Here is a 21947-nt window from a genome sequence, read left to right on the forward strand (position 1 = left end):
GAGAAAGACATGGGCACCGACCTCAAGTCGGTGCTCATCACCAAGGAAGAGATCGACGCGAAGCTGGCGGAGCTCGCCGCGAAGATCGACGCTGAGTACGCGGGCAAGGACCTGCTCATCGTGGGCGTCCTCAAGGGCGCCGTCATGGTGATGGCGGACCTGGCGCGTGCGCTGTCCACCCCCGTCACCATGGACTGGATGGCCGTCTCCTCGTACGGCGCGGGCACCCAGTCCTCCGGTGTGGTCCGGATCCTCAAGGACCTGGACACCGACATCAAGGGCAAGCACGTCCTGATCGTCGAGGACATCATCGACTCCGGCCTGACGCTGTCCTGGCTGCTGTCGAACCTCGGTTCGCGGGAGCCGGCCTCCCTGGAGGTCTGCACGCTGCTGCGCAAGCCGGAGGCCGCGAAGGTCGCGATCGACGTGAAGTGGATCGGTTTCGACATCCCCAACGAGTTCGTCGTCGGCTACGGCCTGGACTACGCGGAGAAGTACCGCAACCTGCCGTTCGTCGGCACGCTCGCGCCGCACGTCTACGGCGGCTGAACCGCCCCGGACACCCGCCGGGCCCCGGGAACCCAGGCCGCCCTTCCGCCGTTGGAGCATGGGAAGGCGGTCGCGGGTGACAATGCTGGGGTACCGTCCGAAGAACAGCTTTTTCTCATAGCAGCATTTACCTACGGGCAGGAGGGACGGGGCGTCATCGCTCCGTATGGATGGACGTGAAGCGATACTTCCGTGGGCCGGTCATGTGGATCGTGCTGGCCGTCCTCGCCGTGGTCGTGTTGATGCAGGTCGTCGGCTCGTCGGGCGGCTACAAGACGGTGGACACCGGCAAGGTGGTCCAGGCGATCGACAAGAACCAGGTCGAGCAGGCCAAGCTGACCACCGGCGACGAACAGATGATCAAGATCGACCTGAAGGATGGCTTCAAGGTCGACGGTGCCGACAAGGTCCAGGCGAGCTACATCGGCACGCAGGGCTCCGACCTGGCCATCACGCTGCAGAAGAAGTACGAAGCCGGCGACATCGACAAGAGCTACACGGTCTCGCCGACCAAGCAGAGCGCCATCGTGTCGGTGCTGCTCTCGCTGCTGCCCTTCGTGCTGATCGTCGTGGTCTTCCTGTTCCTGATGAATCAGATGCAGGGCGGCGGCTCCCGGGTGATGAACTTCGGGAAGTCCAAGGCCAAGCTGATCACCAAGGACACCCCGAAGACCACCTTCGCCGACGTGGCGGGGTCCGACGAGGCCGTCGAGGAGCTCCAGGAGATCAAGGAGTTCCTCCAGGAGCCGGCGAAGTTCCAGGCGGTCGGCGCCAAGATCCCCAAGGGCGTGCTGCTGTACGGCCCGCCCGGCACGGGCAAGACGCTGCTCGCGCGCGCCGTCGCCGGCGAGGCGGGCGTGCCGTTCTACTCGATCTCCGGCTCCGACTTCGTCGAGATGTTCGTCGGTGTCGGTGCCTCCCGAGTCCGTGACCTGTTCGAGCAGGCCAAGGCGAACGCCCCGGCGATCGTCTTCGTCGACGAGATCGACGCCGTCGGCCGGCACCGTGGTGCGGGTCTCGGCGGTGGCCACGACGAGCGTGAGCAGACCCTCAACCAGCTCCTCGTCGAGATGGACGGCTTCGACGTGAAGGGCGGCGTCATCCTGATCGCCGCCACGAACCGGCCCGACATCCTCGACCCGGCGCTGCTGCGCCCCGGCCGCTTCGACCGGCAGATCGCCGTCGACCGCCCGGACATGCAGGGCCGGCTGGAGATCCTCAAGGTCCACCAGAAGGGCAAGCCGGTCGCCCCGGACGTCGACCTGTCCGCCGTGGCGCGTCGTACGCCCGGCTTCACCGGCGCCGACCTGTCGAACGTGCTGAACGAAGCCGCGCTGCTCACCGCGCGCAGCGACCGGAAGCTCATCGACAACCAGATGCTGGACGAGGCGATCGACCGGGTGGTCGCGGGCCCGCAGAAGCGGACCCGGATCATGTCGGACAAGGAGAAGAAGATCACCGCGTACCACGAGGGCGGTCACGCCCTGGTCGCGGCGGCCTCGCCGAACTCCGACCCGGTCCACAAGATCACCATCCTGTCCCGTGGCCGTGCCCTGGGCTACACCATGGTCCTGCCGGACGAGGACAAGTACTCCACCACGCGCAACGAGATGCTCGACCAGCTCGCCTACATGCTGGGCGGGCGCGCGGCCGAGGAACTGGTCTTCCACGACCCGACCACGGGCGCGGCCAACGACATCGAGAAGGCGACCGCGACCGCGCGGGCCATGGTCACGCAGTACGGCATGACCGAGCGGCTCGGCGCGATCAAGTTCGGCGGCGACAACACCGAGCCCTTCCTGGGCCGTGAGATGGCGCACCAGCGCGACTACTCGGAAGAGGTCGCCGCGCTCGTCGACGAAGAGGTCAAGAAGCTCATCGAGGCCGCGCACAACGAGGCCTGGGAGATCCTCGTCGAGAACCGCGACGTCCTCGACAACCTGGTCCTCCAGTTGCTGGAGAAGGAGACGCTCAACAAGGAGGAGATCGCCGAGATCTTCGCCCCGATCGTCAAGCGCCCGGCCCGCCCGGCCTGGACCGGCTCCTCGCGGCGTACGCCCTCGACGCGGCCGCCGGTGCTCTCCCCGAAGGAGCTGGCCCTGACCAACGGGGCGGCGGGCACCAACGGCGCCACGCCGACGGACATCACCAAGGCGAGCCCGGGAACCACGGGCTCCTCGTCGGCTCCGTCCGCTCCGTCGGCGGAGGCGGTCCCGGAGGAGCGCCCCGAGAGCTGACCGGCCCATACCGGAAGCCCCGGAATGAAAGCCGCGCCCCCCAGGTTCTAGCCTGGGGGGCGCGGCTTTCGCGTGCGCGGTTGGGCGCGTACTCAAGCAACACGGAACGAGGCACACATGACCGACCCGGTGACGCTGGACGTCGAGGGCACGATCGGCGAGTTCGATGAGAAGCGAGCCGAGAACGCCGTACGTGAACTCCTCCTCGCGGTCGGTGAGGACCCTGACCGCGAAGGGCTGCGGGAGACGCCGGCCCGGGTGGCGCGGGCGTACAAGGAGATATTCGCGGGCCTGTGGCAGGAGCCCGAGGACGTCCTGACGACGACGTTCGACCTGGGGCACGACGAGATGGTCCTGGTGAAGGACATCGAGGTGTTCAGTACCTGTGAGCACCACCTGGTGCCGTTCCGTGGAGTGGCCCACGTCGGATACATCCCCTCCACCACCGGCAAGATCACCGGCCTGTCGAAGCTGGCGCGGCTGGTGGACGTGTACGCGCGCCGCCCCCAGGTGCAGGAACGTCTGACCACCCAGGTCGCCGACTCCCTGATGAAGATCCTGGAGCCGCGCGGCGTGATCGTGGTCATCGAGTGCGAGCACATGTGCATGTCGATGCGCGGCATCCGCAAGCCCGGGGCGAAGACCATCACGTCGGCCGTGCGCGGACAGCTCAGGGACCCCGCTACCCGCGCGGAGGCGATGAGCCTCATAATGGCGGACTGAAATCCCCATCCATAGCGGGGAGTTATCGCGCGAGGCATTGGACGTGCGGGCGTCCGGGGAGAAGACTCATGCCCGTACGTCAGGAAGTCTTACGGATCCTTGGGGATCCGAGGATGGAGATGCCGCGCATGAGCGACAATGCCCTGCCCACCCGCCGGCTCGGTGACCTGGAGGTGTCGGCCCTCGGCTTCGGCGCGATGGTGCTGTCGCCCGGGGTGTACGGAGAGATCGACGACGCGCGTGCCGAGCGGGCGCTGCTCGCGGCGGTGGACGCCGGGGCCACGCTCATCGACACGTCGGACGGCTATGGTGCCGACGGCCACAACGAACGGCTGATCGGCAAGGCGCTCGGCGGGCGGCGGGACGAGGTGGTCATCGCCACCAAGTTCGGCTTCCGGCTCCCGGAGGGCGTCGAGCCGCACCCCTTCCCGGTCGGGTACGCCTTCGGTGAGCTGGCCGTCAACGCGGACCCCAAGCATGTGCGCGGGTACGCCGAGGCCAGCCTGCGGGAGCTGGGCACCGACCGGATCGACCTGTACTACCCCCACTTCCCGGACCCCCAGGTCCCGCTGGAGGACACGGTGGGCGCGGTCGCCGACCTCGTCGAGGCGGGCCTCGTCCGGCACCTGGGCCTGTCCAACGTCACCGCCGCACAGCTCCGGGCCGCGCATGCCGTGCACCCCGTGGCGGCCGTCCAGACCGAGTGGTCCATGTGGCGGCACGTCGACGAGGAGCTGCTCGCCGCGGCACGCGAGCTGGGCGTGGGCGTCGTCGCCTGGTCGCCGCTGGGCGCCGGCTTCCTGACCGGCAAGGTCGCCAAGGTGGAGGACGGCGACTTCCGGCAGCACATGCCCCGGTTCGACGCCGCGAACCACCAGGCCAACAACGACCGCTTCGCTCCCGTCCGAGGGATCGCCGGGGAGCTGGGCATCACCCCGGCGCAGTTGGCCCTGGCCTGGCTGCTGGACCAGGACGACCACGTCGTCCCCATCCCGGGCAGCCGCACCCCGGCCCACATCCGCGAAAACCTGGCGGCCGCGCACGTACGGCTCTCCCCGGACGCCCGGGACCGCCTCTCGGCCGTCCTCGCCGAGACGGAGGTCTCGGGCGGCACGCTGCTGTAGCGGCCCGGCCGGGCGCGCCGGGCGCGGCGGTGACCGGCGCGGCGCCCCGCCGCCCGGGGGCTACGCGGGGTCGGCCGGGTGCCCGGGGGCTACGCGCGGGTCGGGGCCTCCGGGGCCTCGTCGTCGTCCTCCGGGAGCTTGCAGACGCGCTCCAGGAAGATCGCCGCGGCGATGACGCCGATGCCCGCCAGCACGGAGAAGCCGGCGTAGATGGCCTGGTCGCGGCGGGCCGGGATGTCGAGGGAGCCGAGCAGGAAGACGCCGGTGCCGCCGTACATGCCGCTCACCAGGGCCGCGACCAGGGCACTCGCCTGGCCGAAGACGACCGCGCGGGCGGCCATCAGCGGCTCCACGCCCTTGGCGTCGGGACGGCGCTCGCGCTGGGCGCGCAGCCGGGAGCGCAGCGAGAGCGCGGTGGCGGTCAGGACCACCGCGATGACGGCGAGGACGATGGGCGCGGCCAGCGGCACGCTCGGCAGGGTGCCGAACGACTCCCACAGCCGGGCGCCGCCCCAGGAGAGGATGCCTGCGACGGCGAACAGTCCGGCCAGTACCTTGAGCCGCAGTTGTTTCACCGGGGGCCCTTCATCTCGTCGCCGTACGGTCCGTGCAGTGCTTGCCGATCACTCAACGCTACTCGGGCAGGCGCAGTTCCAGGTCCGCCCGGGGCAGGACACCCTCGCGGCCGACACCGCCGAGCAGGTCGGCGATCGCGCCGACGCCGGGCAGGTGCGCCTCCGGCTCCACGTCGTGCCACGGCGCCAGCACGAAGGCCCGCTCGTGGGCGCGGGGGTGCGGCAGGGTGAGGACGGGGTCGTCGGAGACGATGTCCGCGTACGCCACGATGTCGACGTCGATCGTGCGCGCGCCCCAGCGCTCGTCGCGGACGCGGTGGAAGGCCTCCTCCACGGCGTGCGCCCGCTCCAGCAGGGACGCCGGGGGAAGCGTGGTCTTCAGGACGACGACCGCGTTGAAGTACGACGGCTGGGAGCCGGGGTCGACGCCCCAGGGCTCCGTCTCGTACACCGGCGAGACCGCCTTCACCCGGACACCCGGGGTGTCCTCCAGCGCGTCGATGGCGCCCTGGAGGGTCTCCAGGCGGTTGCCCAGGTTGGAGCCGAGGGAGAGCACGGCCCGTTTGGGGTTGGACAGGGTGATGTCGGCGGCGTCGACCTGCTCCGTCACGGAGGCGGGCACCGGCTGTACCGTCGGGTCGCTGTGCGTCTTGTTCATGCGCGGCTCCGGGTGATGGTGATGGTCACGTCGTCGAAGGGCACGGTGATCGGGGCGTCCGGCTTGTGGACCACCACCTCCACCTCCTGGACGCCGTCGTGCTTGAGGCACTGCTCGGCGATGCGCTCGGCGAGCGTCTCGATCAGGTCGACCGGCTCCCCCTGCACCACATCCACGACCTCTTCCGCCACGACGCCGTAGTGCACGGTCTTCGCCAGGTCGTCGTCGGCCGCCGCGGGGCGGGTGTCGAGGCCGAGCACCAGGTCCACGATGAACGTCTGGCCTTCCTCGCGCTCCCGTGGGAAGACGCCATGGTGCCCGCGGGCCTTGAGGCCGCGCAGCGCGACACGATCCACGCGAATCACTCCTGCTGTCGTTGGTCTGGCGGGCACGCGACCGGGTGCGGACGGCGCGATGCCACCAGTCGAATCTACCTGCGAGCACTGACAGGGCCCGCCCACGGGCTCCTCATGGGGCTCGCCTACCCACTCAGGAGGGGTTCTCGTCGGCCTCTTCCTCGCCGGTTTCGGCCAGAACGGGTGAACCGTGGTGCGACCAGATCCGCCACCCGTCCGGTGTGCGGCGGAACACATTCGTGGCGACGACGAGCTGCCCGACGAGCGGCCCGAGGTCGGCGCCGTCCTCGGCCGGGCCGCCACTGAGGATGTTCTCCGTGCAGGTGACCAGGGCCGTGTCGCCGGCCACCGAGACCTTCACATCGGTCAGGAAGAACTGGATGTAGTCGGTGTTCGCCATGATCAGCGCGTACGAGCGGAGCACCTCGCCGCGCCCGGAGAGCACCGGCCAGCCGGGGTGGACGCAACTGATCTCGCCGAGCGAGTCGTCCAGCCAGAGGTCGGAGATCTCCTCGAAGTCGCCGCGCTCCATCGCCTCGTAGAAGGCGGTGTTGGCGCGCTCGACCGCTTCGATGTCGGTGCGTGCGGCGTCGTTCACCGGGCTCCCTCGACGGCGCGGGCCACCCGGACCGCGTCCGCCGTCGCGCGGACCTCGTGGACCCGCACCGCCCAGGCGCCCTCGTGCGCCGCGATCGCCGAGACCGCGGCGGTGGCGGCGTCCCGTTCCCGCGCGGGCGGCGGGGTTGCGCCCTCCCCGGCCAGGACATGGCCCAGGAACCGCTTGCGGGAGGCGGCGACCAGCAGCGGGCGGCCCAGCGCCCGCAGGTCGGCCAGGTGTGCCACCAGGGCCAGGTCGTGCTCGGCCATCTTGGCGAAGCCCAGGCCCGGGTCGACGACGATCCGCTCCGGGTCGACGCCGCCCTCGACGACGGCCTCCATGCGGGTGCGCAGCTCGGCGACGACTTCGGCGACCACGTCGTCGTACACGGCCAGGCTGTTCATGTCCTTGCTGAAGCCACGCCAGTGCATGACGACGAACGGCACCTCGGCGGCGGCGACGGAGGGGACCATCTCGGGGTCGGCCAGGCCGCCGCTCACGTCGTTGACCAGGACCGCGCCGGCCTCCACCGCCCGGCGGGCGACCGAGGCGCGCATGGTGTCGACCGAGACGGTGACCCCTTCGGCCGTCAGGCCGCGTACGACGGGGACGACGCGGCGCAGCTCCTCGTCCTCGTCCACCCGGGTGGCGCCCGGGCGGGTCGACTCGCCACCGACGTCCACCAGGTCCGCCCCCTGGGCGACCAGGTCCAGGCCGTGCTTGATGGCGGCCGTGGTGTCGAACCAGCGGCCGCCGTCGGAGAAGGAGTCGGGCGTCACATTGACGACCCCCATGACCGCACAGCGGTCGAACGTGGGCAGGCCCCGGGCCGTGCCCCGTCCGCGCAAGGTACTCATGCGTCCAGCCTAGGGGGTGTCTTGTGGGCGCCCCGTTCAGGCGGCGCGGACCTCGTGTTCGCCGTGGGCCGGGGTGATGTGCGCGCAGGGGCGGGCCGTGGCGGCGGCGCCGCGGCGGCGGAACGGGCGGGGGAGCTCCACGTTCACGAAGCCCTCCGCCTGCATCGCGGCGAAACCGATGCGGGGCAGGTCCCGGGCGTTGCGGTAGACCACGAAGCGGGGCTCCCAGCGCGGCTGGAACTTCGCGTTGAACTTGTACAGCGACTCGATCTGGAACCAGCGGGAGAGGAAGACCAGCAGGCCGCGCCAGATCCTCAGGACCGGGCCCGCGCCGAGCTTCTCGCCGCGCGCCAGGGCGGAGCGGAACATCGCGAAGTTCAGCGAGACCCGTTCGATGCCCAGCTTGGGGGAGGCCTGGAGGGCGGCGACGATCAGCAGCTCGTTCATGCCCGGGTCGGCGGAGCGGTCGCGGCGCATCAGCTCCAGCGACATCCCGTCCGTACCCCACGGCACGAAGTGGATGATCGCCTTCAGGTCGCCGTACGGAGAGTCCGGGTCCTCCTTGTGGGCGGTGGCGATCACCGCGTCGCCGTCGGCCGGGTCACCGATCCGGCCCAGCGCCATGGAGAAGCCCCGCTCGGTGTCGGTGCCGCGCCAGTCGGCCGCGGCGCGCCGGATGCGCTCCAGCTCGCCGTCCGACAGGTCACGGGCGCGCCGGACGCGGGTCGTGTACCCATTGCGCTCGATGCGCTTGACCATCTGGCGCACGTTGCGCATGGCGCGCCCGGTCAGGGAGAAATCCGCGACGTCCACCACCGCCTCGTCGCCCAGCTCCAGCGCGTCCAGGCCGGTCTCGCGGGTCCAGACCTCACCGCCGGTCTCGGAGCAGCCCATGACGGCGGGCGTCCAGGAGTGGGCCTTGGCCTCGTCCATGAACCGCTCGATGGCGCCGGGCCAGGCCTCGACGTCGCCGATCGGGTCACCGCTGGCGAGCATCACGCCGGAGACGACGCGGTAGCAGACGGCGGCCTTGCCGCTGGGGGAGAAGACGACGCCCTTGTCGCGGCGGAGCGCGAAGTGGCCGAGCGAGTCGCGGCCGCCGTGCTTGTCCAGCAGGGCGCGCAGCCGGGTCTCGTCGTCCTCGGTGAGCCGGGCGACCGGGTGCTCGGGGCGGAAGGCCAGGTAGATGGTGGTGATGGCGGTCAGCAGGCCGAGGGCGCCGAGCGAGTAGCCGACGGTCCAGTCGACGCCGCCGCGGTAGCCCACCGGGCCCTCCACGCCGAACAGGCCGTACAGCACGTGCTCCAGGCGGTCGCTCAGGCTCGGGCTCCCGACCACCTTCCCGGGGTGGGCGCTGACGATGAGCAGGCCGAGCGCGATGGAACCGGCGCCCATGAGGACGAAGTTCGCGAGCGCCTTCCAGCGGCTGCGCGGGTCGGGCAGGGCGGCGAACTCGCCGCGGTGGCGCAGCAGCAGCGCGAGGAGCAGCAGCGAGAACAGCACCCCGATGACGGAGTGGCGGTAGACGAACTGCGCCACGGCCCCCACCGGCAGGAGGATCACGGCGGCGCGCCAGGCACGGCGCTTGTGGCGCTTGAGCCCGTGGGCGAGGAGCAGCAGCAGGACGCCGGCGCTCAGGGAGAGCGCGGCGGACAGCGGCCCCAGCGTGCCGGGCAGCACTTCGGCGATGGCGTGCATGCGGCTGGCGCGGAAGCGCGGGAAGACCCCGGCGGCGATGTCGATCAGACCGATCAGCGTGCACGCCGTTCCGACCAGGGAGGGCACCTTCTCGGCGCGTGGCCCGCGCAGGACGCGACCTATCCGGCTCGGAACCGATCCCGACTTATCCCCATCTACCGTGACAGACATCGCTTCCCAAGGCTCCGCAAAGATTCGTGTGTCGCTTCGGCCGGAACGTTCGGCCCGGACGATTTGCGCTCTCTAGGACGGGGCCTGGGGGAGGCGGGTTCACTCACTCCCCGGAAAATCTCGACGAAGAAGGCTTGAACTCCTCATGGGTCTCACCAGCAACAAAGTCCTGGCGCTGGCCGCCCTGCTGGCCGTGGCACTGTTCGCCGTCACGGTGTGGCTGTGGCCACGGCTGGCGCGCGGCGGCTGGCGGCCGGTGCTCGGCAGGATCGGCCTGCTGCTGGCGACCCAGGTGGCGCTGTTCGCGTCCGTCGGTCTCGCCGCCAACAACTACTTCCTCTTCTACGGCTCCTGGGCCGACCTCTTCGGGCAGGAGCAGGAGTTGGGGGTGGTCGTCGACCACTCGGCGGGCAGCAAGGACATCAAGGTCGTCGGCAAGCAGAAGCTGGAGGGCGTGCCCGGTGGCGGCCGCCCGGCGGCGGGCGGGCAGATCCAGAAGGTCGTCATCGCCGGTGAGACCTCGAAGATCGACAGCCCGGCGTACGTCTACCTGCCGCCGGAGTACTTCCAGCCGGCGTACGCGAAGAAGACCTTCCCCGCCGCCGTCGTGCTGACCGGCTACCCGGGCACCGCCGAGAACCTGCTGAAAGGGCTGAAGTACCCGCGTACGGCCTACGAGCAGGCCAAGGCCAAGAAGATGCAGCCGATGATCCTGGTGATGCTGCGGCCGACCGTGGCCCCGCCGCGCGACACGGAGTGCGTCGACGTCCCGGGCGGCCCGCAGACGGAGACCTTCTTCGCCAAGGACCTGCCCAAGGCGGTCTCCGAGACGTACCGCGTCGGCACGGCGCCCCGGAACTGGGGGTTCATCGGCAACTCGACCGGCGGCTACTGCGCCCTGAAGATCGCGATGCACCACCCCGAGCGGTACGCGGCCGGCGCGGGCCTGTCGGCGTACTACAAGGCCGCCGAGGACATGACGACGGGTGACCTGTTCCACGGCGACCAGCACCAGCGCAACCGGGCGAACCTGCTGTGGAGCCTGGACAACCTGCCGCAGGGGCGGTCGTCCTTCCTCGTCACCACCTCCGCCAAGGGCGAGGGGAACCTCAAGGGGACCCAGTCCTTCATCAAGAAGGTGAAGTCGCCCGCGCGCGTCTCGTCGATCACCCTCGACAGCGGCGGGCACAACTTCAACACCTGGAACCGTGAGATCCCCCCGGCGCTGGTGTGGATGAGCGGCCGGCTCAGCGCGGCCTGATCAGCCGACCGTCTCCAGGTCCACGTCCGTACGGGGGATGTCCTGGGCGTCCGCGTCGATCGAGCGGCGCAGCGCCTCATGCAGCCGGGCCGGGGTCAGCACCCCGAGGAAACGTCCCTTCTCCTCCCGGTCGATGACGGCGATCCAGCCCGCGTCGTGCTGGAGCATGGTCGCGAACGCCTGCTTGAGCGAGGCGCCGACGGGCAGCCAGGCCTCCATGCGGCGGGCGTGGTCCCCCACGGTCCCGGTGCCGCGGGCGGCGTGCTCGGCGGCGATCCAGCCGTGCAGGTTGTCGTCGCCGTCCAGGACGACTGCCCAGCGCGAGCCGAGCTCCCGGGGCAGCGCGTCGTCCAGGTGGACGACCGGCGGCTGTTCGAGGTCGCCGGCCTCGATGGGCGTGACCGACAGCCGCTTGAGGCCGCGGTCCGCGCCGACGAAGTCGGCGACGTACGGGGTGGCCGGGGCGCCCAGCACGGTGGCCGGGGCGTCGAACTGCTCGATCCTGCCCTGCCCGTAGACGGCGATGCGGTCGCCGAGCCGGACGGCCTCCTCGATGTCGTGGGTGACGAACAGGACCGTCTTGCGCACCGCCGACTGGAGCTTGAGGAACTCGCTCTGGAGGTGCTCGCGCACGACCGGGTCGACCGCGCCGAACGGCTCGTCCATCAGCAGGACGGGCGGGTCGGCGGCCAGGGCGCGGGCGACCCCGACGCGCTGGCGCTGGCCGCCGGAGAGCTGCTCCGGGTAACGGTCGCCGTGGACCGACGGGTCGAGCCCGACGAGGTCGAGGAGTTCGGCGGCGCGGGCGCGTGCCGTGGCGCGTTTGACGCCGAGCAGGTGGGGGACGGTGGCGGTGTTCTCCAGGACCGTCTTGTGCGGGAAGAGCCCGACCTGCTGGATGACGTAGCCGATCCGGCGGCGGAGCTGGACGGGGTCGGTGTCCGCGATGTCCTGGCCGTCCACGAATATCCGGCCCTCGGTCGGCTCGATCAGCCGGTTCACCATCTTCATCGTGGTGGTCTTGCCGCAGCCCGACGGCCCGACGAGCGTGACCAGTTCACCCTCGGCCACCTCGAACGACAGGTCGTCCACGGCGGTCGTGCCGTCCGCGTACCGCTTCGTGACGTGCTCGAATCGGATCATGGATCCCATTGTGGCCGCCGGCCGGCCCGCCACGGCCGTCCGGTGTGTGAAGGCCGTGTTGCCAGGCTGTGGTGACGATCGGTGATTGTCAGTGGCGGGGGTTAGGGTCGTTGTCGGGTCGAACACCGGATCGGACGACGAGTCGGGGGAGGAGGTGGGGGCGGGTGGCTGCTGCCAACTGCCTGGCGGCCAACGAATGGATCTGCGGCGAGTATGTCCGCTCCCGCGCCGAGGAGTTGACCGACGCCACCGTCCAGCACGTGTGGATCACGGCCGTGTCGGTGCTGATCGGCGTGGCCGTGGCCTTCCCGCTGGCGCTGCTGGTGCGCGCCCGGCCGGGGTTCGCGGCGCCGGTCCTCGGGCTGACGACCGTGCTGTACGCGATTCCGTCGCTGGCGATGTTCTCGCTGCTGCTGCCGTTCTTCGGGCTGTCGGCCGCCCTGGTGGTGACCGGCCTCGTGCTGTACTCGCTGACCATTCTCGTGCGGAACATCCTGGCCGGGCTCGCCGCGGTGCCCGAGGAGGCGCGGGAGGCGGCGCGCGGCATGGGGTACGGGCCGGGGCGGCTGCTGTGGGAGGTCGAACTGCCGCTGGCCCTGCCCGCGGTGATGGCGGGCGTGCGGATGGCGACGGTGTCGACGGTCGCCCTGACGACGGTGGGCGCGCTGGTGGACTACGGCGGGCTGGGCACCCTCATCACGGCCGGGCTGAAGAGCTTCTTCAAGGCGCAGGTGTTGACCGCGTCCGTGCTGTGCGTGGTGCTCGCGGTCACCGCCGACCTGCTGCTCCTCGGGCTCCAGCGGCTGCTGACGCCGTGGACGCGGCCGGCCCGAATACCGGGCGTGCGCGTACGCGGGGCGGGGTGAGCCATGGACGCGGTGACCGGTGCCTGGACGTGGCTGACGACCGGGGCCAACTGGCAGGGTGAGAGCGGGGTGTGGAACCGGCTCGGCGAGCACCTGTGGTTCAGCGGCGTGTGCCTGGCCCTCTCGTGCCTGATCGCCCTGCCGCTGGGGCTGTGGCTCGGGCACGTCGGCCGGGGCGGCGCGCTGGCCGTCAACGTGTCGAACGTGGGGCGTGCGGTGCCCACGCTGGCGGTGCTGGTGCTGCTGACGATCACGCCGCTGGGCAAGCACGGCGACCTGCCGACGATCACCGCGCTGGTGCTGTTCGCCGTGCCGCCGCTGCTCACCAACGCGTACGTCGGGATGCGCCAGGTGGACCGGGCGGTGGTCGAGGCGGCGCGTGGCATGGGGATGTCGGGCGCGCAGGTGTTCCGCCGGGTGGAACTGCCCCTCGCCCACCCGATGGTGATGACGGGTCTGCGGTCGGCCACCGTGCAGGTGATCGCCACCGCGACGCTCGCCGCGATGGCGGGCGAGGGCGGGCTGGGCCGGATCATCACCGCCGGGTTCAACACCAACAACACCCCTCAGGTGGTCGCCGGGGCGCTGGTGGTCGGCGCGCTCGCCCTGCTGGCCGAGGGCCTGCTGGTGGTGGCGGGCCGGGTGCTCGACCCCATGCGGGCGACCCGGCGCGCCCACTGAACCGAAGCTGACCGAAGCCGAACGGCGAAGCGGCTGGACCGGACGGAGAACGTGATGAACAGGAACTCGCGCATGGCGGGTGCGGTACTGGGCGTGGTCGCCCTCACCGGCGGGCTGGCGGCGTGCGGCGGCGGCCAGAGCCTGGAGGAGCGCGGCGCGGCGGACGGCCCCTCGGCCGGTGGCGGCGAGAAGGGCACGCTGGTCGTCGGCTCGGCGGGCTTCACCGAGTCCAGCGTGCTGGCGGAGTTGTACGCACAGGTGCTGAAGGACGCCGGATACCGCACGTCCATCAAGACGGTGGAGAACCGCGAGCTGTACGAACCGGCTCTGGAGAAGGGCGAGATCGACGTCGTACCGGAATACGCGGCTACGCTTGCGGAATTCCTGAACGCGAAGGTGAACGGTCCGAAGGCGGTCGAGGAGAAGCCGGTCGCCTCCAGCGATGCCGCCGCCACCGTAACGGCGCTGGAGAAGCTCGCCGGTCCGCGCGGGCTCAAGGTGCTCCCGGCGGGTGAGGCGGTCGATCAGAACGCCTTCGCCGTCACCAGGGAATTCGCCGAGAAGAACAAGCTCAAGACGCTTTCGGATCTCGGCGCTTCGAAGCTGAAGGTCACGATCGCGGCCGGAGACGAGTGCGAGATCCGGCCGTTCTGCGCGCCGGGGCTGAAGAAGACGTACGGCATCGATGTGACGGGCATCGACCCCAAGGGCGTGGGCACGCCACAGGCCAAGCAGGCCGTGAAGGACGGCGTCGACCAGCTCGTCCTGACCACGACGACCGACGCGACGCTGGACGCCTTCGGGCTGGTGCTGCTGGAGGACGACAAGAAGCTCCAGAACGCCGACAATGTGCTGCCGGTCGTCAATGCGAAGGACGCGGGTTCGGCGGAGATAGCCGCGGCTCTCAACAAGATCACCAAGGTGCTCACGACCGCGGATCTGGTCGAGTTGAACAGGAAGGTCGACGCCGAGCGGGCAAAGCCCGCGGACGTGGCGAAGGGTTACCTGGAGTCCAAGGGGCTGATCGAGAAGTAACCGGCGCGAGGAAGTCGGCGCGAAGGGAAGTCGGTGTGAAGGCGGCCCGGAAGTCGGTGTGTAAGGGGGGCCCGGAAGTCGGTTCCCATGATGTTCGGATCACAGGGCCGAAACATTGCCGGGCCGACACCCCATACGACACCTACGCACGGTAAATTTCAGGCCATGCCACGTGGACGCCACCGCCATTCCCCACCCCTGCACCGGCTTCTGCCCCCTTCCGCGGTAGCCGGAGCGGCCGTTGTGTGCGCCGGCGGCGCATGGCTCCTCGCGGATCCGCTGGTCCTGCGCCTGCTGACCGCCGCCGCTGCCGCCGCTGCCGTCACCGGCTCGGTCCTGATGCGCAGTTGGGACCGGGCGGCCGGGCGCCGCGTCGCCGAGCTGACCCGGGCGCGGGCCGGCGACCAGTGGCGTACCGAGGAGCGCATCGCGGAGCTGGAGAGCGACCTGGAGGAGTCCCGCGAGCTGCGTGCCAAGCTCGACGCCAAACTCCGCGCCAAGCGGGTCGAACTGGCCGCGCTGCGGGGCGAGCACGCCGAGCTGCTGCGGCGGTACGCCACCGCCGAGACGGAGCGCGCCAGTGCCCTGGAGGGCCGCCGGCAGCTCGCCCTGGAGGCGGCCGCCCCCACCCGGGCGCTGCCCGCCGCGAGTTCCACGCCCACCCCGGCCGCGTACCTCCAGGCCGCCAAGGCGCTGGAGAACCTCACGCGCAACGCCGCCGAGCAGGAGGCCAGGCGCACCACCGAGGAGGCCCGGCGCCGCGACCTGGCCGAGCGGGCGAGGGAAGCGGCGGCGGAGGCGGACGAGCCGCAGGGGAAGCACGCGGCGGCCGCCGAGCGGCAGCACGACCGCCCGTCGGCCGCCGCCCCCTCCGCCCACGCCCCCTCCGCCCACGCCCCCTCCGCCCACGGTGCCTCCGCGATGCGCCGGGTACCGCCGGCCGCCGCCGTCGTGCCGTACACCGAACCGCGCCGCCCCGCGCCGCGCCTCCAGGGCGGCTTCGACTTCTTCGGCACGGGCAAGCAGCCGGGCACGAAGACGCCCGCCGCCATCGAGGCCGTGCAGCACGAGGACCTGGCGGACGTCGTGGGCGAGGAGGCCCTCGCCGTACGACGGCGGGAGGACCGCGCGGTCGGCAAGGTCATCGACCTGACCGCGCACGACGAGACCGAGCAGTTCGACGTGGTGGAGCTGCGGCGCGACGCGGTGTCCTGACCGCCTGCGGGTCTACTTGTCGATGTCGCCGACGACGAAGAAGAACGACCCCAGGATCGCCACCATGTCCGCCACCAGCGTGCCCGGCAGCAGCTCGACCAGCGCCTGGATGTTGTTGTAGGACGCCGAGCGGAGCTTGAGCCGGTACGGGGTCTTGTCGCCCTTGGAGACCAGGTAGTAGCCGTTGAGCCCGAGCGGGTTCTCGGTCCAGGCGTACGTGTGACCCTCCGGCGCCTTGAGGACCTTCGGCAGCCGCTGGTTGATCGGACCGGGCGGCAGCTCGGCGAGCCGGTCCAGGCAGGCGTCCGCGAGCTCCAGCGAGTTGTGCGTCTGCCCCAGCAGGCACTCGAAGCGGGCCAGGCAGTCGCCGTCGGAGCGGGTGACGACCTCCAGGGTGTCCTGGAGCTCCCCGTACGCCAGGTACGGCTCGTCGCGACGCAGGTCGAAGTCGACGCCCGAGGCGCGGGCGATGGGGCCGCTGACCCCGTACGCGTGCACGACCTCCGGCGCCAGCACGCCGACGCCACGGGTGCGGCCGCGGAAGATCTCGTTGCCGAGGACGAGCCGGTCGTAGACGTCCATCCGCGAGCGGACCTCGGCGACCGCGTCCCGGGCCCGGCCCAGCCAGCCGGCCGGGAGGTCCTCCTTGAGGCCGCCGACCCGGTTGAACATGTAGTGCATCCGGCCGCCGGAGACCTCCTCCATGACGTGCTGGAGGTCCTCCCGCTCGCGGAAGGCATGGAAGATCGGGGTGATACCGCCCAGTTCGAGGGGGTACGAGCCGAGGAACATCAGGTGGTTCAGGACCCGGTTCAGCTCGGCGAGCAGGGTGCGCGTCCAGACGGCACGCTCCGGGACCTCCATGCCGAGCATCCGCTCGACGGCCATCACCACACCCAGCTCGTTGGAGAACGCCGACAGCCAGTCGTGGCGGTTGGCCAGCATGATGATCTGGCGGTAGTCGCGCGCCTCGAAGAGCTTCTCCGCGCCCCGGTGCATATAGCCGACGACCGGCTCGGCATGCCGGATCACCTCGCCGTCCAGGACGAGGCGGAGGCGCAGCACGCCGTGCGTGGAGGGGTGCTGGGGTCCGATGTTCAGCACCATGTCGGTGCTTTCCGCGGCACCGCCGATGCCGACCGTGGTCTCCGTCATGCCGGACAGTATCCCTCGCCGGGCACCCGCTGGAGCAGCCAGGTGAAGTCCCCGAGCCCACCGCGCGCGGTCAGCTCGGCGGCCTCCCCGGCACGGGCCAGTGCCCGTACGTATCCGGCGGGGTCCGTCCGGGCCGTCTCCAGCGGCGGCCGCCCCCCGCTGACCCCGAGCCGCCCGAGCGCCTCCCGCTGGGTGACCAGCTCGGGGACGCACCGGACGGAGCCCCCCGCCGCGTCCCCTGCCCCCGCGTCCCCCGCCGCCACGCCGCCGCCGGAAGGCCCCGTGCTGTCCCCACGCCCCCCGCCGGGGTGCCCGGCCCCCACCGAGCCCCCCGCCACACCGTCCGCGTCCCCCGCCACCGCCGCCGCGCCCGCCGTGGCGCAGGCGTCCAGGGCCACGTGGGACGTGATGTCGCACGTTCCGTCCGGGACCGGGGGGACCTCGCGGCCGGCGCGGAAGCCGGTCAGGGTGCCGAACGGGGGCCGGGCGCCCGCCTCGTGGGCGTAGTCGACCGCCACCGCGAGGCCCGCCGACAGGGTGGCGACCGCCCGGGCCCACGCCTCGTCGCGGGGGCGGCCGATCTCGGCGCGCCCGCCCGGTTCCCGCAGCGGCCACCAGCGGGCCAGCCACGCCGCGTCCGCGCCCGAAACGGGGGCGCCCAGCCGCTCCGAGCCGTCGGGCGCCACCTCCACGTACCGGGGCGTGCCCGACTCGTCCGCCTGGGCCACGTCCACCGGGACGTTGTCCAGCCACTCGTTCGCGAACAGCAGTCCGCGCACTCCGGACGGCGGCTCCGCCGACCACGTGACGCGCGGGTCGAGCCCCTCGGGCCGGGCGGCGCGCTCGACGGCGTACGCCCGTACGCGCAGCCCCGCCGGGGCGGCCGCCAGTACCCCCGTCACCAGCTCGCCGCGCCCCGCGCCCAGGTCGACCATCGCGATGTCGTCCGTGCCCAGCTCCTCCGCAACCTCCGCGAGCAGCCTGGCCACCGCCCCCGCGAAGAGCGGCGAGGCGTGCACGGACGTGCGGAAGTGCCCCGCCGGCCCCTCGGGGCGCAGGTAGAAGCCGCCGGGCCCGTACAGCGCCGCTTCGGCGGCCGCGCGCCAGCCACGCCATTGACACGTCTCATCATTCACGGGCCCCAGTCTCCACCTTGCGGAGTAGGGCCCGCTGACGTGGATGGGACCTCCGGTTGACCCCTGCACCTATCCGGCTTCCCTACGCTGGGTTACGTGCAGCGTCTCTACGACTTCATCCGCAGACACCCCACGGGCGTCGACAGTTTCTGGGCTGTGATGCTCCTCGGGTTCTCGTCGCTGTGGGTGGCCCAGGCCCCGGACGGTGCCGAGCCCCGCCTCCTGGCGGCCGGGCTCGTCCTGCTGCTCTGCCTCGCGCTCGCGCTGCGCCGCCGGGCCCCGGACAAGATGCTGCTCCTCGTCGCGGTCATCGGCGTCGCCCAGCTCGCCCTGAACATCGAGGTCAACCCGGCCGACTTCGCGATGCTCGTCGTCATCTACACCGTCGCGGCGCAGGGCGACGGGCCACGGTGGGCGGCCCGCCTCGCCCTCGTCGGCGGGGTGTGCGCGGCGCCCCTCGCGCAGGTGCGCTGGCCCGAGCCGAACGTCTCGACCGCCGGCAAGGTCTTCTTCACGGTCGTGATGACCGTGCCGTTCGTCCTCGCCTGGGTGCTCGGCGACTCCATGCGCACCCGCCGCGCCTACTTCGCCCAGTTGGAGGAGCGAGCCACCCGCCTGGAGAAGGAGCGCGAGGCGCAGGCGAAGGTCGCCGTCGCCGCCGAGCGCGCCCGTATCGCCCGCGAACTGCACGACGTCGTCGCCCACAACGTCTCCGTCATGGTGGTCCAGGCCGACGGGGCGGCGTACGTCCTCGACACCTCCCCCGACCAGGCCAAACAGGCCCTGGAGACGATCTCGACCACCGGCCGCCAGGCCCTCGCCGAGATGCGCCGGCTGCTCGGCATCCTCCGCACCGGCGAGCCGCAGGACTCCGAGGACTACGTGCCGCAGCCCGACGTCCAGCAGATCGAGGACCTCGTCGAGCAGGTCCGCAACGCCGGTCTGACCGTCGACTTCAGGGTCGAGGGCACCCCGCGGCCGCTGCCCAGCGGCGTCGAGCTCACCGCGTACCGCATCGTCCAGGAAGCCCTGACCAACACCCGCAAGCACGGCGGCCCGGACGCCGGGGCGAGCGTGCGGCTGGTGTACTTCGACGACGGACTGGGCCTGCTGGTCGAGGACGACGGGCGCGGCGCGGCCCACGAGCTGTACGAGGACGGCGGCGCCGACGGCCGGGGCCACGGCCTGATCGGCATGCGCGAGCGCGTCGGTATGGTCGGCGGCACCCTGGACGCCGGGCCGCGCCCGGGCGGCGGCTTCCGGATCAGCGCCCTGCTCCCCCTCAAGCCCGCCCACTGACCTTCGAAGGAACCCGCATGTCCATCCGAGTGATGCTCGTCGACGACCAGGTGCTGCTGCGCACCGGCTTCCGCATGGTGCTCGCCGCCCAGCCGGACATGGAGGTCGTGGCGGAGGCGGGCGACGGGGCGGAGGCCATCGAGATCCTCCGCGCCACCGCCGTGGACGTGGTCCTGATGGACGTACGGATGCCGAGGCTGGACGGCGTCGAGGCGACCCGCCGCATCTGCGCGCGGCCGGACGCCCCCAAGGTCCTCATCCTCACCACCTTCGACCTGGACGAGTACGCGTTCTCGGGGCTGAAGGCGGGCGCCAGCGGCTTCATGCTCAAGGACGTGCCGCCGGGCGAGCTGCTCAGCGCGATCCGCTCGGTGCACAGCGGTGACGCGGTCGTCGCGCCCTCCACGACCCGGCGGCTGCTGGACCGCTTCTCCCCGATGCTCCCGGCCACCGGCAAGGAGCCGCGCGACAAGACGCTGGAGAAGCTGACCGAGCGGGAGCGCGAGGTGATGCTGCTGGTCGCCCAGGGCCTGTCGAACGGCGAGATCGCGGCCCGGCTGGTGCTGTCCGAGGCCACGGTGAAGACCCATGTGGGCCGCATCCTCACCAAGCTGGCGCTGCGGGACCGCGTCCAGGTCGTCGTCCTCGCCTACGAGACGGGCCTGGTGCGGGCGGGCGGCGGAGGGTTCTGACCCGGTGCTGATCTGGATCAACGGCCCGTTCGGGGGCGGCAAGACCCAGACCGCGTACGAGCTGCGGCGGCGCCTGCCGGGCGCGGTCGTGTGCGACCCGGAGGAGGTCGGCTTCGGGCTGCACCGGATGACGCCCAAGGCGCTGAGGGGCGACTTCCAGGACTTCGCGGCGTGGCGGCAGGGCGTGTACGAGGTGCTCGACCTGACGCTGCGGCGGTACGAGGACGGGCCGGTCATCGCCCCGATGACGCTGACGGACCCCGCGTACTTCGACGAGATCGTCGGCCGGCTGCGGGCGGCGGGCCATGACGTCCACCACGTCGCGCTGCTGGCCCGGCGGGAGACCGTGCTGCGCCGGCTGACCGAGCGGGGCCTGGGGCGCGGGCTGAAGCGGGAGAGCTTCGCGGTACGGAGGCTCGACGAGTGCCTGGAGCGGCTGAACCGCCCCGCCTTCGCCGAGCACATCCGTACGGACCGGCTGACCGTCCCCCAGGTCGCCGACCGGGTCGCGGCCTCCGCCGGGCTGCGGCTCGCCCCGAACACGGACGGACCGCTGCGGCACCGGCTGCGGCGCGTCGGGGTGGGGCTGCGGCACATCCGGCTCTGAGGCGTGTGCGGGGCGGCGCCCGGCTGCCCCGCCGGGCGCGGGCGTTCCGCCCGGGGCCCGTCCGGCGCCACCGGGCCGCGCGGGGAGCCGGACCGGGGCACCGCCCAGCACCCGGGCCGGGGGCCACCCGGCGCGGCTAGCGCAGCACCGTCTCCAGGAAGTCGCTGCCGATCCGGGCCACCGCGGCCACGTCCAGTTGGTGCAGGACGTACCGGCCGCGCCGGCGGGTCGTGACCAGGGACGCCTTCTTCAGCACGGCCAGGTGGCGGGAGACCTCCGGCGGGGTGATGCCGTACGTCTCCGCCAGCTCGCCGGTCGTGTACGCGGCCCGGGCGAGCTGCCGGCACAGCCGCATCCGCATGGGGTGCGCCAGGGCGTCCATGCGGAGCTGGAGCAGCTCCACGGAGGCGGGGCTCGGCAGCTCGGGGGCGCCCACCGGGTAGTGGACGACGGGGCGCCAGCCCGCGGCGTGCAGGACCATCAGGTGGGGCCAGCCGTAGCTGGACGGCACGAACGTCACGCCCGCGCGGACGTCCGGGTCGGTGGCGGTGGTCCGCCCGTTCGCCAGCTTGTCCACCTCGATGCGCTGCTGGGCGCCGTCCTCGGAGAGCCCCAGCGTCACGGCGGGCGACACCGCCCGGAGCGTCTCGGGCAGGCCCTTGCGGCGCAGCAGCTCCGTCTTGTGCCGGGCGTCGGAGGCGAGGGTGGGCGCGACCCGGCGCCAGGTGTCCGCGAAGAACGCCTGGTCGCAGTCCTCGAAGAGCCTGCGCAGCCAGGCGCGTACGCCGGCGGGGTCGGCGAGCAGGCGGCGCGTGAAGTCCAGCGGCTTGGGCCCCCGGTTGGCGGCCAGCTCCAGGGCCCGCTCGGCCCGTACGGGGCCGCCGGCCGCGTACTGCGCGGAACAGGTGAACTCCAGCGCGGCGGCGACGAACCGGTCGTCGTCCAGCCGGTCCAGCATGTCCAGCTCCTCGGCGAGCGTGGCGCCGCTGCGGCCGTCGCCGCCGCGGATGCCGGCGTACGGCATGAAGATGTCGGAGAAGGTGGTCGTCCAGAGGAAGTTCGCCTCGTGCAGCCGGTCGGCCAGGTCGGGCTTGAGCGCGGCGGCGGTGGCGGTCGCCCAGCCGTGCAGCCCCGGGTGGTGGCCGGGTTCGGACAGCGCGTGCAGCGCCACGCCCAGCTCGGCGAGGGGCGACGGCTCGAAGACGATGCGCTCGGGGGGCAGGCCGGTGATGTCGATGGTCACACTCACGCCCCCATGGTGAGGGGTGCGGCGGCGGGCCTCGCGCCATTTGACGGGGCTCGTCAATCGAC

At 71.8% G+C, this 21947-nt stretch carries 22 protein-coding genes; 12 read left to right on the forward strand and 10 right to left on the reverse strand.

What is annotated here, in order from left to right:
* Positions 1 to 9 precede the first annotated feature (9 nt).
* The 4 genes from hpt (at position 10) to AB0J57_RS14620 (ending at position 4633) form a co-directional block, all read left to right on the forward strand.
* Positions 10 to 549 (forward strand): hypoxanthine phosphoribosyltransferase, encoded by a 540-nt coding sequence (hpt, locus tag AB0J57_RS14605; protein WP_064067358.1) that lies wholly within the window; start codon positions 10 to 12, stop codon positions 547 to 549.
* Between the two features lie 170 nt (positions 550 to 719).
* Positions 720 to 2786 (forward strand): ATP-dependent zinc metalloprotease FtsH, encoded by a 2067-nt coding sequence (ftsH, locus tag AB0J57_RS14610; RefSeq protein WP_366128438.1) that lies wholly within the window; start codon positions 720 to 722, stop codon positions 2784 to 2786.
* Positions 2787 to 2903: 117 nt separating this feature from the next.
* A complete protein-coding gene (gene folE / locus AB0J57_RS14615; protein WP_366128439.1) occupies positions 2904 to 3509 on the forward strand; it encodes a GTP cyclohydrolase I FolE in 606 nt (201 codons plus the stop codon).
* 128 nt (positions 3510 to 3637) lie between these two features.
* Positions 3638 to 4633 carry an aldo/keto reductase gene (locus AB0J57_RS14620; RefSeq protein ID WP_366128440.1) on the forward strand — a complete coding sequence of 332 codons (996 nt, stop codon included), beginning with the start codon at positions 3638 to 3640 and terminating at the stop codon, positions 4631 to 4633.
* 89 nt (positions 4634 to 4722) lie between these two features.
* Here AB0J57_RS14620 and AB0J57_RS14625 read toward each other — a convergent pair whose 3' ends face one another.
* The 6 genes from AB0J57_RS14625 to AB0J57_RS14650 all read right to left on the reverse strand — a co-directional run bounded on the left by AB0J57_RS14625 (position 4723) and on the right by AB0J57_RS14650 (position 9546).
* Positions 4723 to 5208 carry a DUF3180 domain-containing protein gene (locus AB0J57_RS14625; protein ID WP_366128441.1) on the reverse strand — a complete coding sequence of 162 codons (486 nt, stop codon included), beginning with the start codon at positions 5206 to 5208 and terminating at the stop codon, positions 4723 to 4725.
* 58 nt (positions 5209 to 5266) lie between these two features.
* Positions 5267 to 5866 carry a 2-amino-4-hydroxy-6-hydroxymethyldihydropteridine diphosphokinase gene (gene folK, locus AB0J57_RS14630; RefSeq protein WP_366128442.1) on the reverse strand — a complete coding sequence of 200 codons (600 nt, stop codon included), beginning with the start codon at positions 5864 to 5866 and terminating at the stop codon, positions 5267 to 5269.
* A complete protein-coding gene (folB, locus tag AB0J57_RS14635; protein ID WP_366128443.1) occupies positions 5863 to 6222 on the reverse strand; it encodes a dihydroneopterin aldolase in 360 nt (119 codons plus the stop codon). Before folB ends, folK begins: the two co-directional genes overlap by 4 nt.
* A gap of 133 nt (positions 6223 to 6355) precedes the next feature.
* Positions 6356 to 6820: a nuclear transport factor 2 family protein gene (locus tag AB0J57_RS14640; protein ID WP_366128444.1), complete on the reverse strand. Its 465-nt coding sequence runs from the start codon at positions 6818 to 6820 to the stop codon at positions 6356 to 6358.
* Positions 6817 to 7677 carry a dihydropteroate synthase gene (gene folP, locus AB0J57_RS14645; protein ID WP_366128445.1) on the reverse strand — a complete coding sequence of 287 codons (861 nt, stop codon included), beginning with the start codon at positions 7675 to 7677 and terminating at the stop codon, positions 6817 to 6819. The genes AB0J57_RS14640 and folP overlap by 4 nt, the downstream gene beginning before the upstream one ends.
* A 36-nt stretch (positions 7678 to 7713) precedes the next feature.
* Positions 7714 to 9546 carry a phosphatidylglycerol lysyltransferase domain-containing protein gene (locus AB0J57_RS14650; RefSeq protein ID WP_366128446.1) on the reverse strand — a complete coding sequence of 611 codons (1833 nt, stop codon included), beginning with the start codon at positions 9544 to 9546 and terminating at the stop codon, positions 7714 to 7716.
* 145 nt (positions 9547 to 9691) lie between these two features.
* On the opposite strand from AB0J57_RS14650, the gene AB0J57_RS14655 reads away from it, so the two are divergent.
* The gene (locus tag AB0J57_RS14655; RefSeq protein ID WP_366128447.1) at positions 9692 to 10807 is read left to right on the forward strand and encodes an alpha/beta hydrolase-fold protein; all 1116 of its coding nucleotides are present in this window, start codon (positions 9692 to 9694) and stop codon (positions 10805 to 10807) included.
* On the opposite strand, the gene AB0J57_RS14660 is transcribed toward AB0J57_RS14655, so the two are convergent.
* On the reverse strand, positions 10808 to 11950 hold the full coding sequence (locus AB0J57_RS14660) for a betaine/proline/choline family ABC transporter ATP-binding protein (RefSeq protein ID WP_366128448.1): 1143 nt from the start codon (positions 11948 to 11950) through the stop codon (positions 10808 to 10810).
* 164 nt (positions 11951 to 12114) lie between these two features.
* Between AB0J57_RS14660 and AB0J57_RS14665 the strand changes: the two genes are divergently transcribed.
* The 4 genes from AB0J57_RS14665 to AB0J57_RS14680 all read left to right on the forward strand — a co-directional run bounded on the left by AB0J57_RS14665 (position 12115) and on the right by AB0J57_RS14680 (position 15747).
* A complete protein-coding gene (locus AB0J57_RS14665; RefSeq protein ID WP_366128449.1) occupies positions 12115 to 12816 on the forward strand; it encodes an ABC transporter permease in 702 nt (233 codons plus the stop codon).
* Positions 12817 to 12819: 3 nt separating this feature from the next.
* Positions 12820 to 13497, forward strand: coding sequence for an ABC transporter permease (locus tag AB0J57_RS14670; RefSeq protein WP_366128450.1), 678 nt, complete (start codon positions 12820 to 12822; stop codon positions 13495 to 13497).
* A 54-nt stretch (positions 13498 to 13551) separates the two neighbouring features.
* A complete protein-coding gene (locus tag AB0J57_RS14675; RefSeq protein ID WP_366128451.1) occupies positions 13552 to 14532 on the forward strand; it encodes an ABC transporter substrate-binding protein in 981 nt (326 codons plus the stop codon).
* 165 nt (positions 14533 to 14697) lie between these two features.
* Complete coding sequence (locus AB0J57_RS14680) at positions 14698 to 15747, forward strand: hypothetical protein (protein WP_366128452.1); 1050 nt, start codon at positions 14698 to 14700, stop codon at positions 15745 to 15747.
* 12 nt (positions 15748 to 15759) lie between these two features.
* Here AB0J57_RS14680 and AB0J57_RS14685 read toward each other — a convergent pair whose 3' ends face one another.
* On the reverse strand, positions 15760 to 16902 hold the full coding sequence (locus tag AB0J57_RS14685) for an NADH-quinone oxidoreductase subunit D (protein ID WP_366128453.1): 1143 nt from the start codon (positions 16900 to 16902) through the stop codon (positions 15760 to 15762).
* On the reverse strand, positions 16899 to 18047 hold the full coding sequence (locus AB0J57_RS14690; protein ID WP_366128529.1) for an SAM-dependent methyltransferase: 1149 nt from the start codon (positions 18045 to 18047) through the stop codon (positions 16899 to 16901). The genes AB0J57_RS14685 and AB0J57_RS14690 overlap by 4 nt, the downstream gene beginning before the upstream one ends.
* An 87-nt stretch (positions 18048 to 18134) precedes the next feature.
* On the opposite strand from AB0J57_RS14690, the gene AB0J57_RS14695 reads away from it, so the two are divergent.
* From AB0J57_RS14695 to AB0J57_RS14705, 3 genes are read left to right on the forward strand one after another with little or no spacing between them, the layout of a single operon-like run.
* Positions 18135 to 19337: a sensor histidine kinase gene (locus AB0J57_RS14695; protein WP_366128454.1), complete on the forward strand. Its 1203-nt coding sequence runs from the start codon at positions 18135 to 18137 to the stop codon at positions 19335 to 19337.
* A 17-nt stretch (positions 19338 to 19354) separates the two neighbouring features.
* Entirely contained in the window at positions 19355 to 20029 is a 675-nt protein-coding gene (locus AB0J57_RS14700) for a response regulator transcription factor (protein WP_366128455.1), read from the forward strand.
* 4 nt (positions 20030 to 20033) lie between these two features.
* Positions 20034 to 20636, forward strand: a complete 603-nt coding sequence (locus tag AB0J57_RS14705; RefSeq protein WP_366128456.1) for an AAA family ATPase — start codon at positions 20034 to 20036, stop codon at positions 20634 to 20636.
* A gap of 136 nt (positions 20637 to 20772) precedes the next feature.
* Here the strand turns inward: AB0J57_RS14705 and AB0J57_RS14710 are convergent, their stop codons facing one another.
* On the reverse strand, positions 20773 to 21879 hold the full coding sequence (locus AB0J57_RS14710; RefSeq protein ID WP_366128530.1) for a DUF5937 family protein: 1107 nt from the start codon (positions 21877 to 21879) through the stop codon (positions 20773 to 20775).
* Between the last annotated feature and the right edge of the window lie 68 nt (positions 21880 to 21947).

The organism is Streptomyces sp. NPDC049837 (genome assembly GCF_040674455.1).
Taxonomy (GTDB): domain Bacteria; phylum Actinomycetota; class Actinomycetes; order Streptomycetales; family Streptomycetaceae; genus Streptomyces.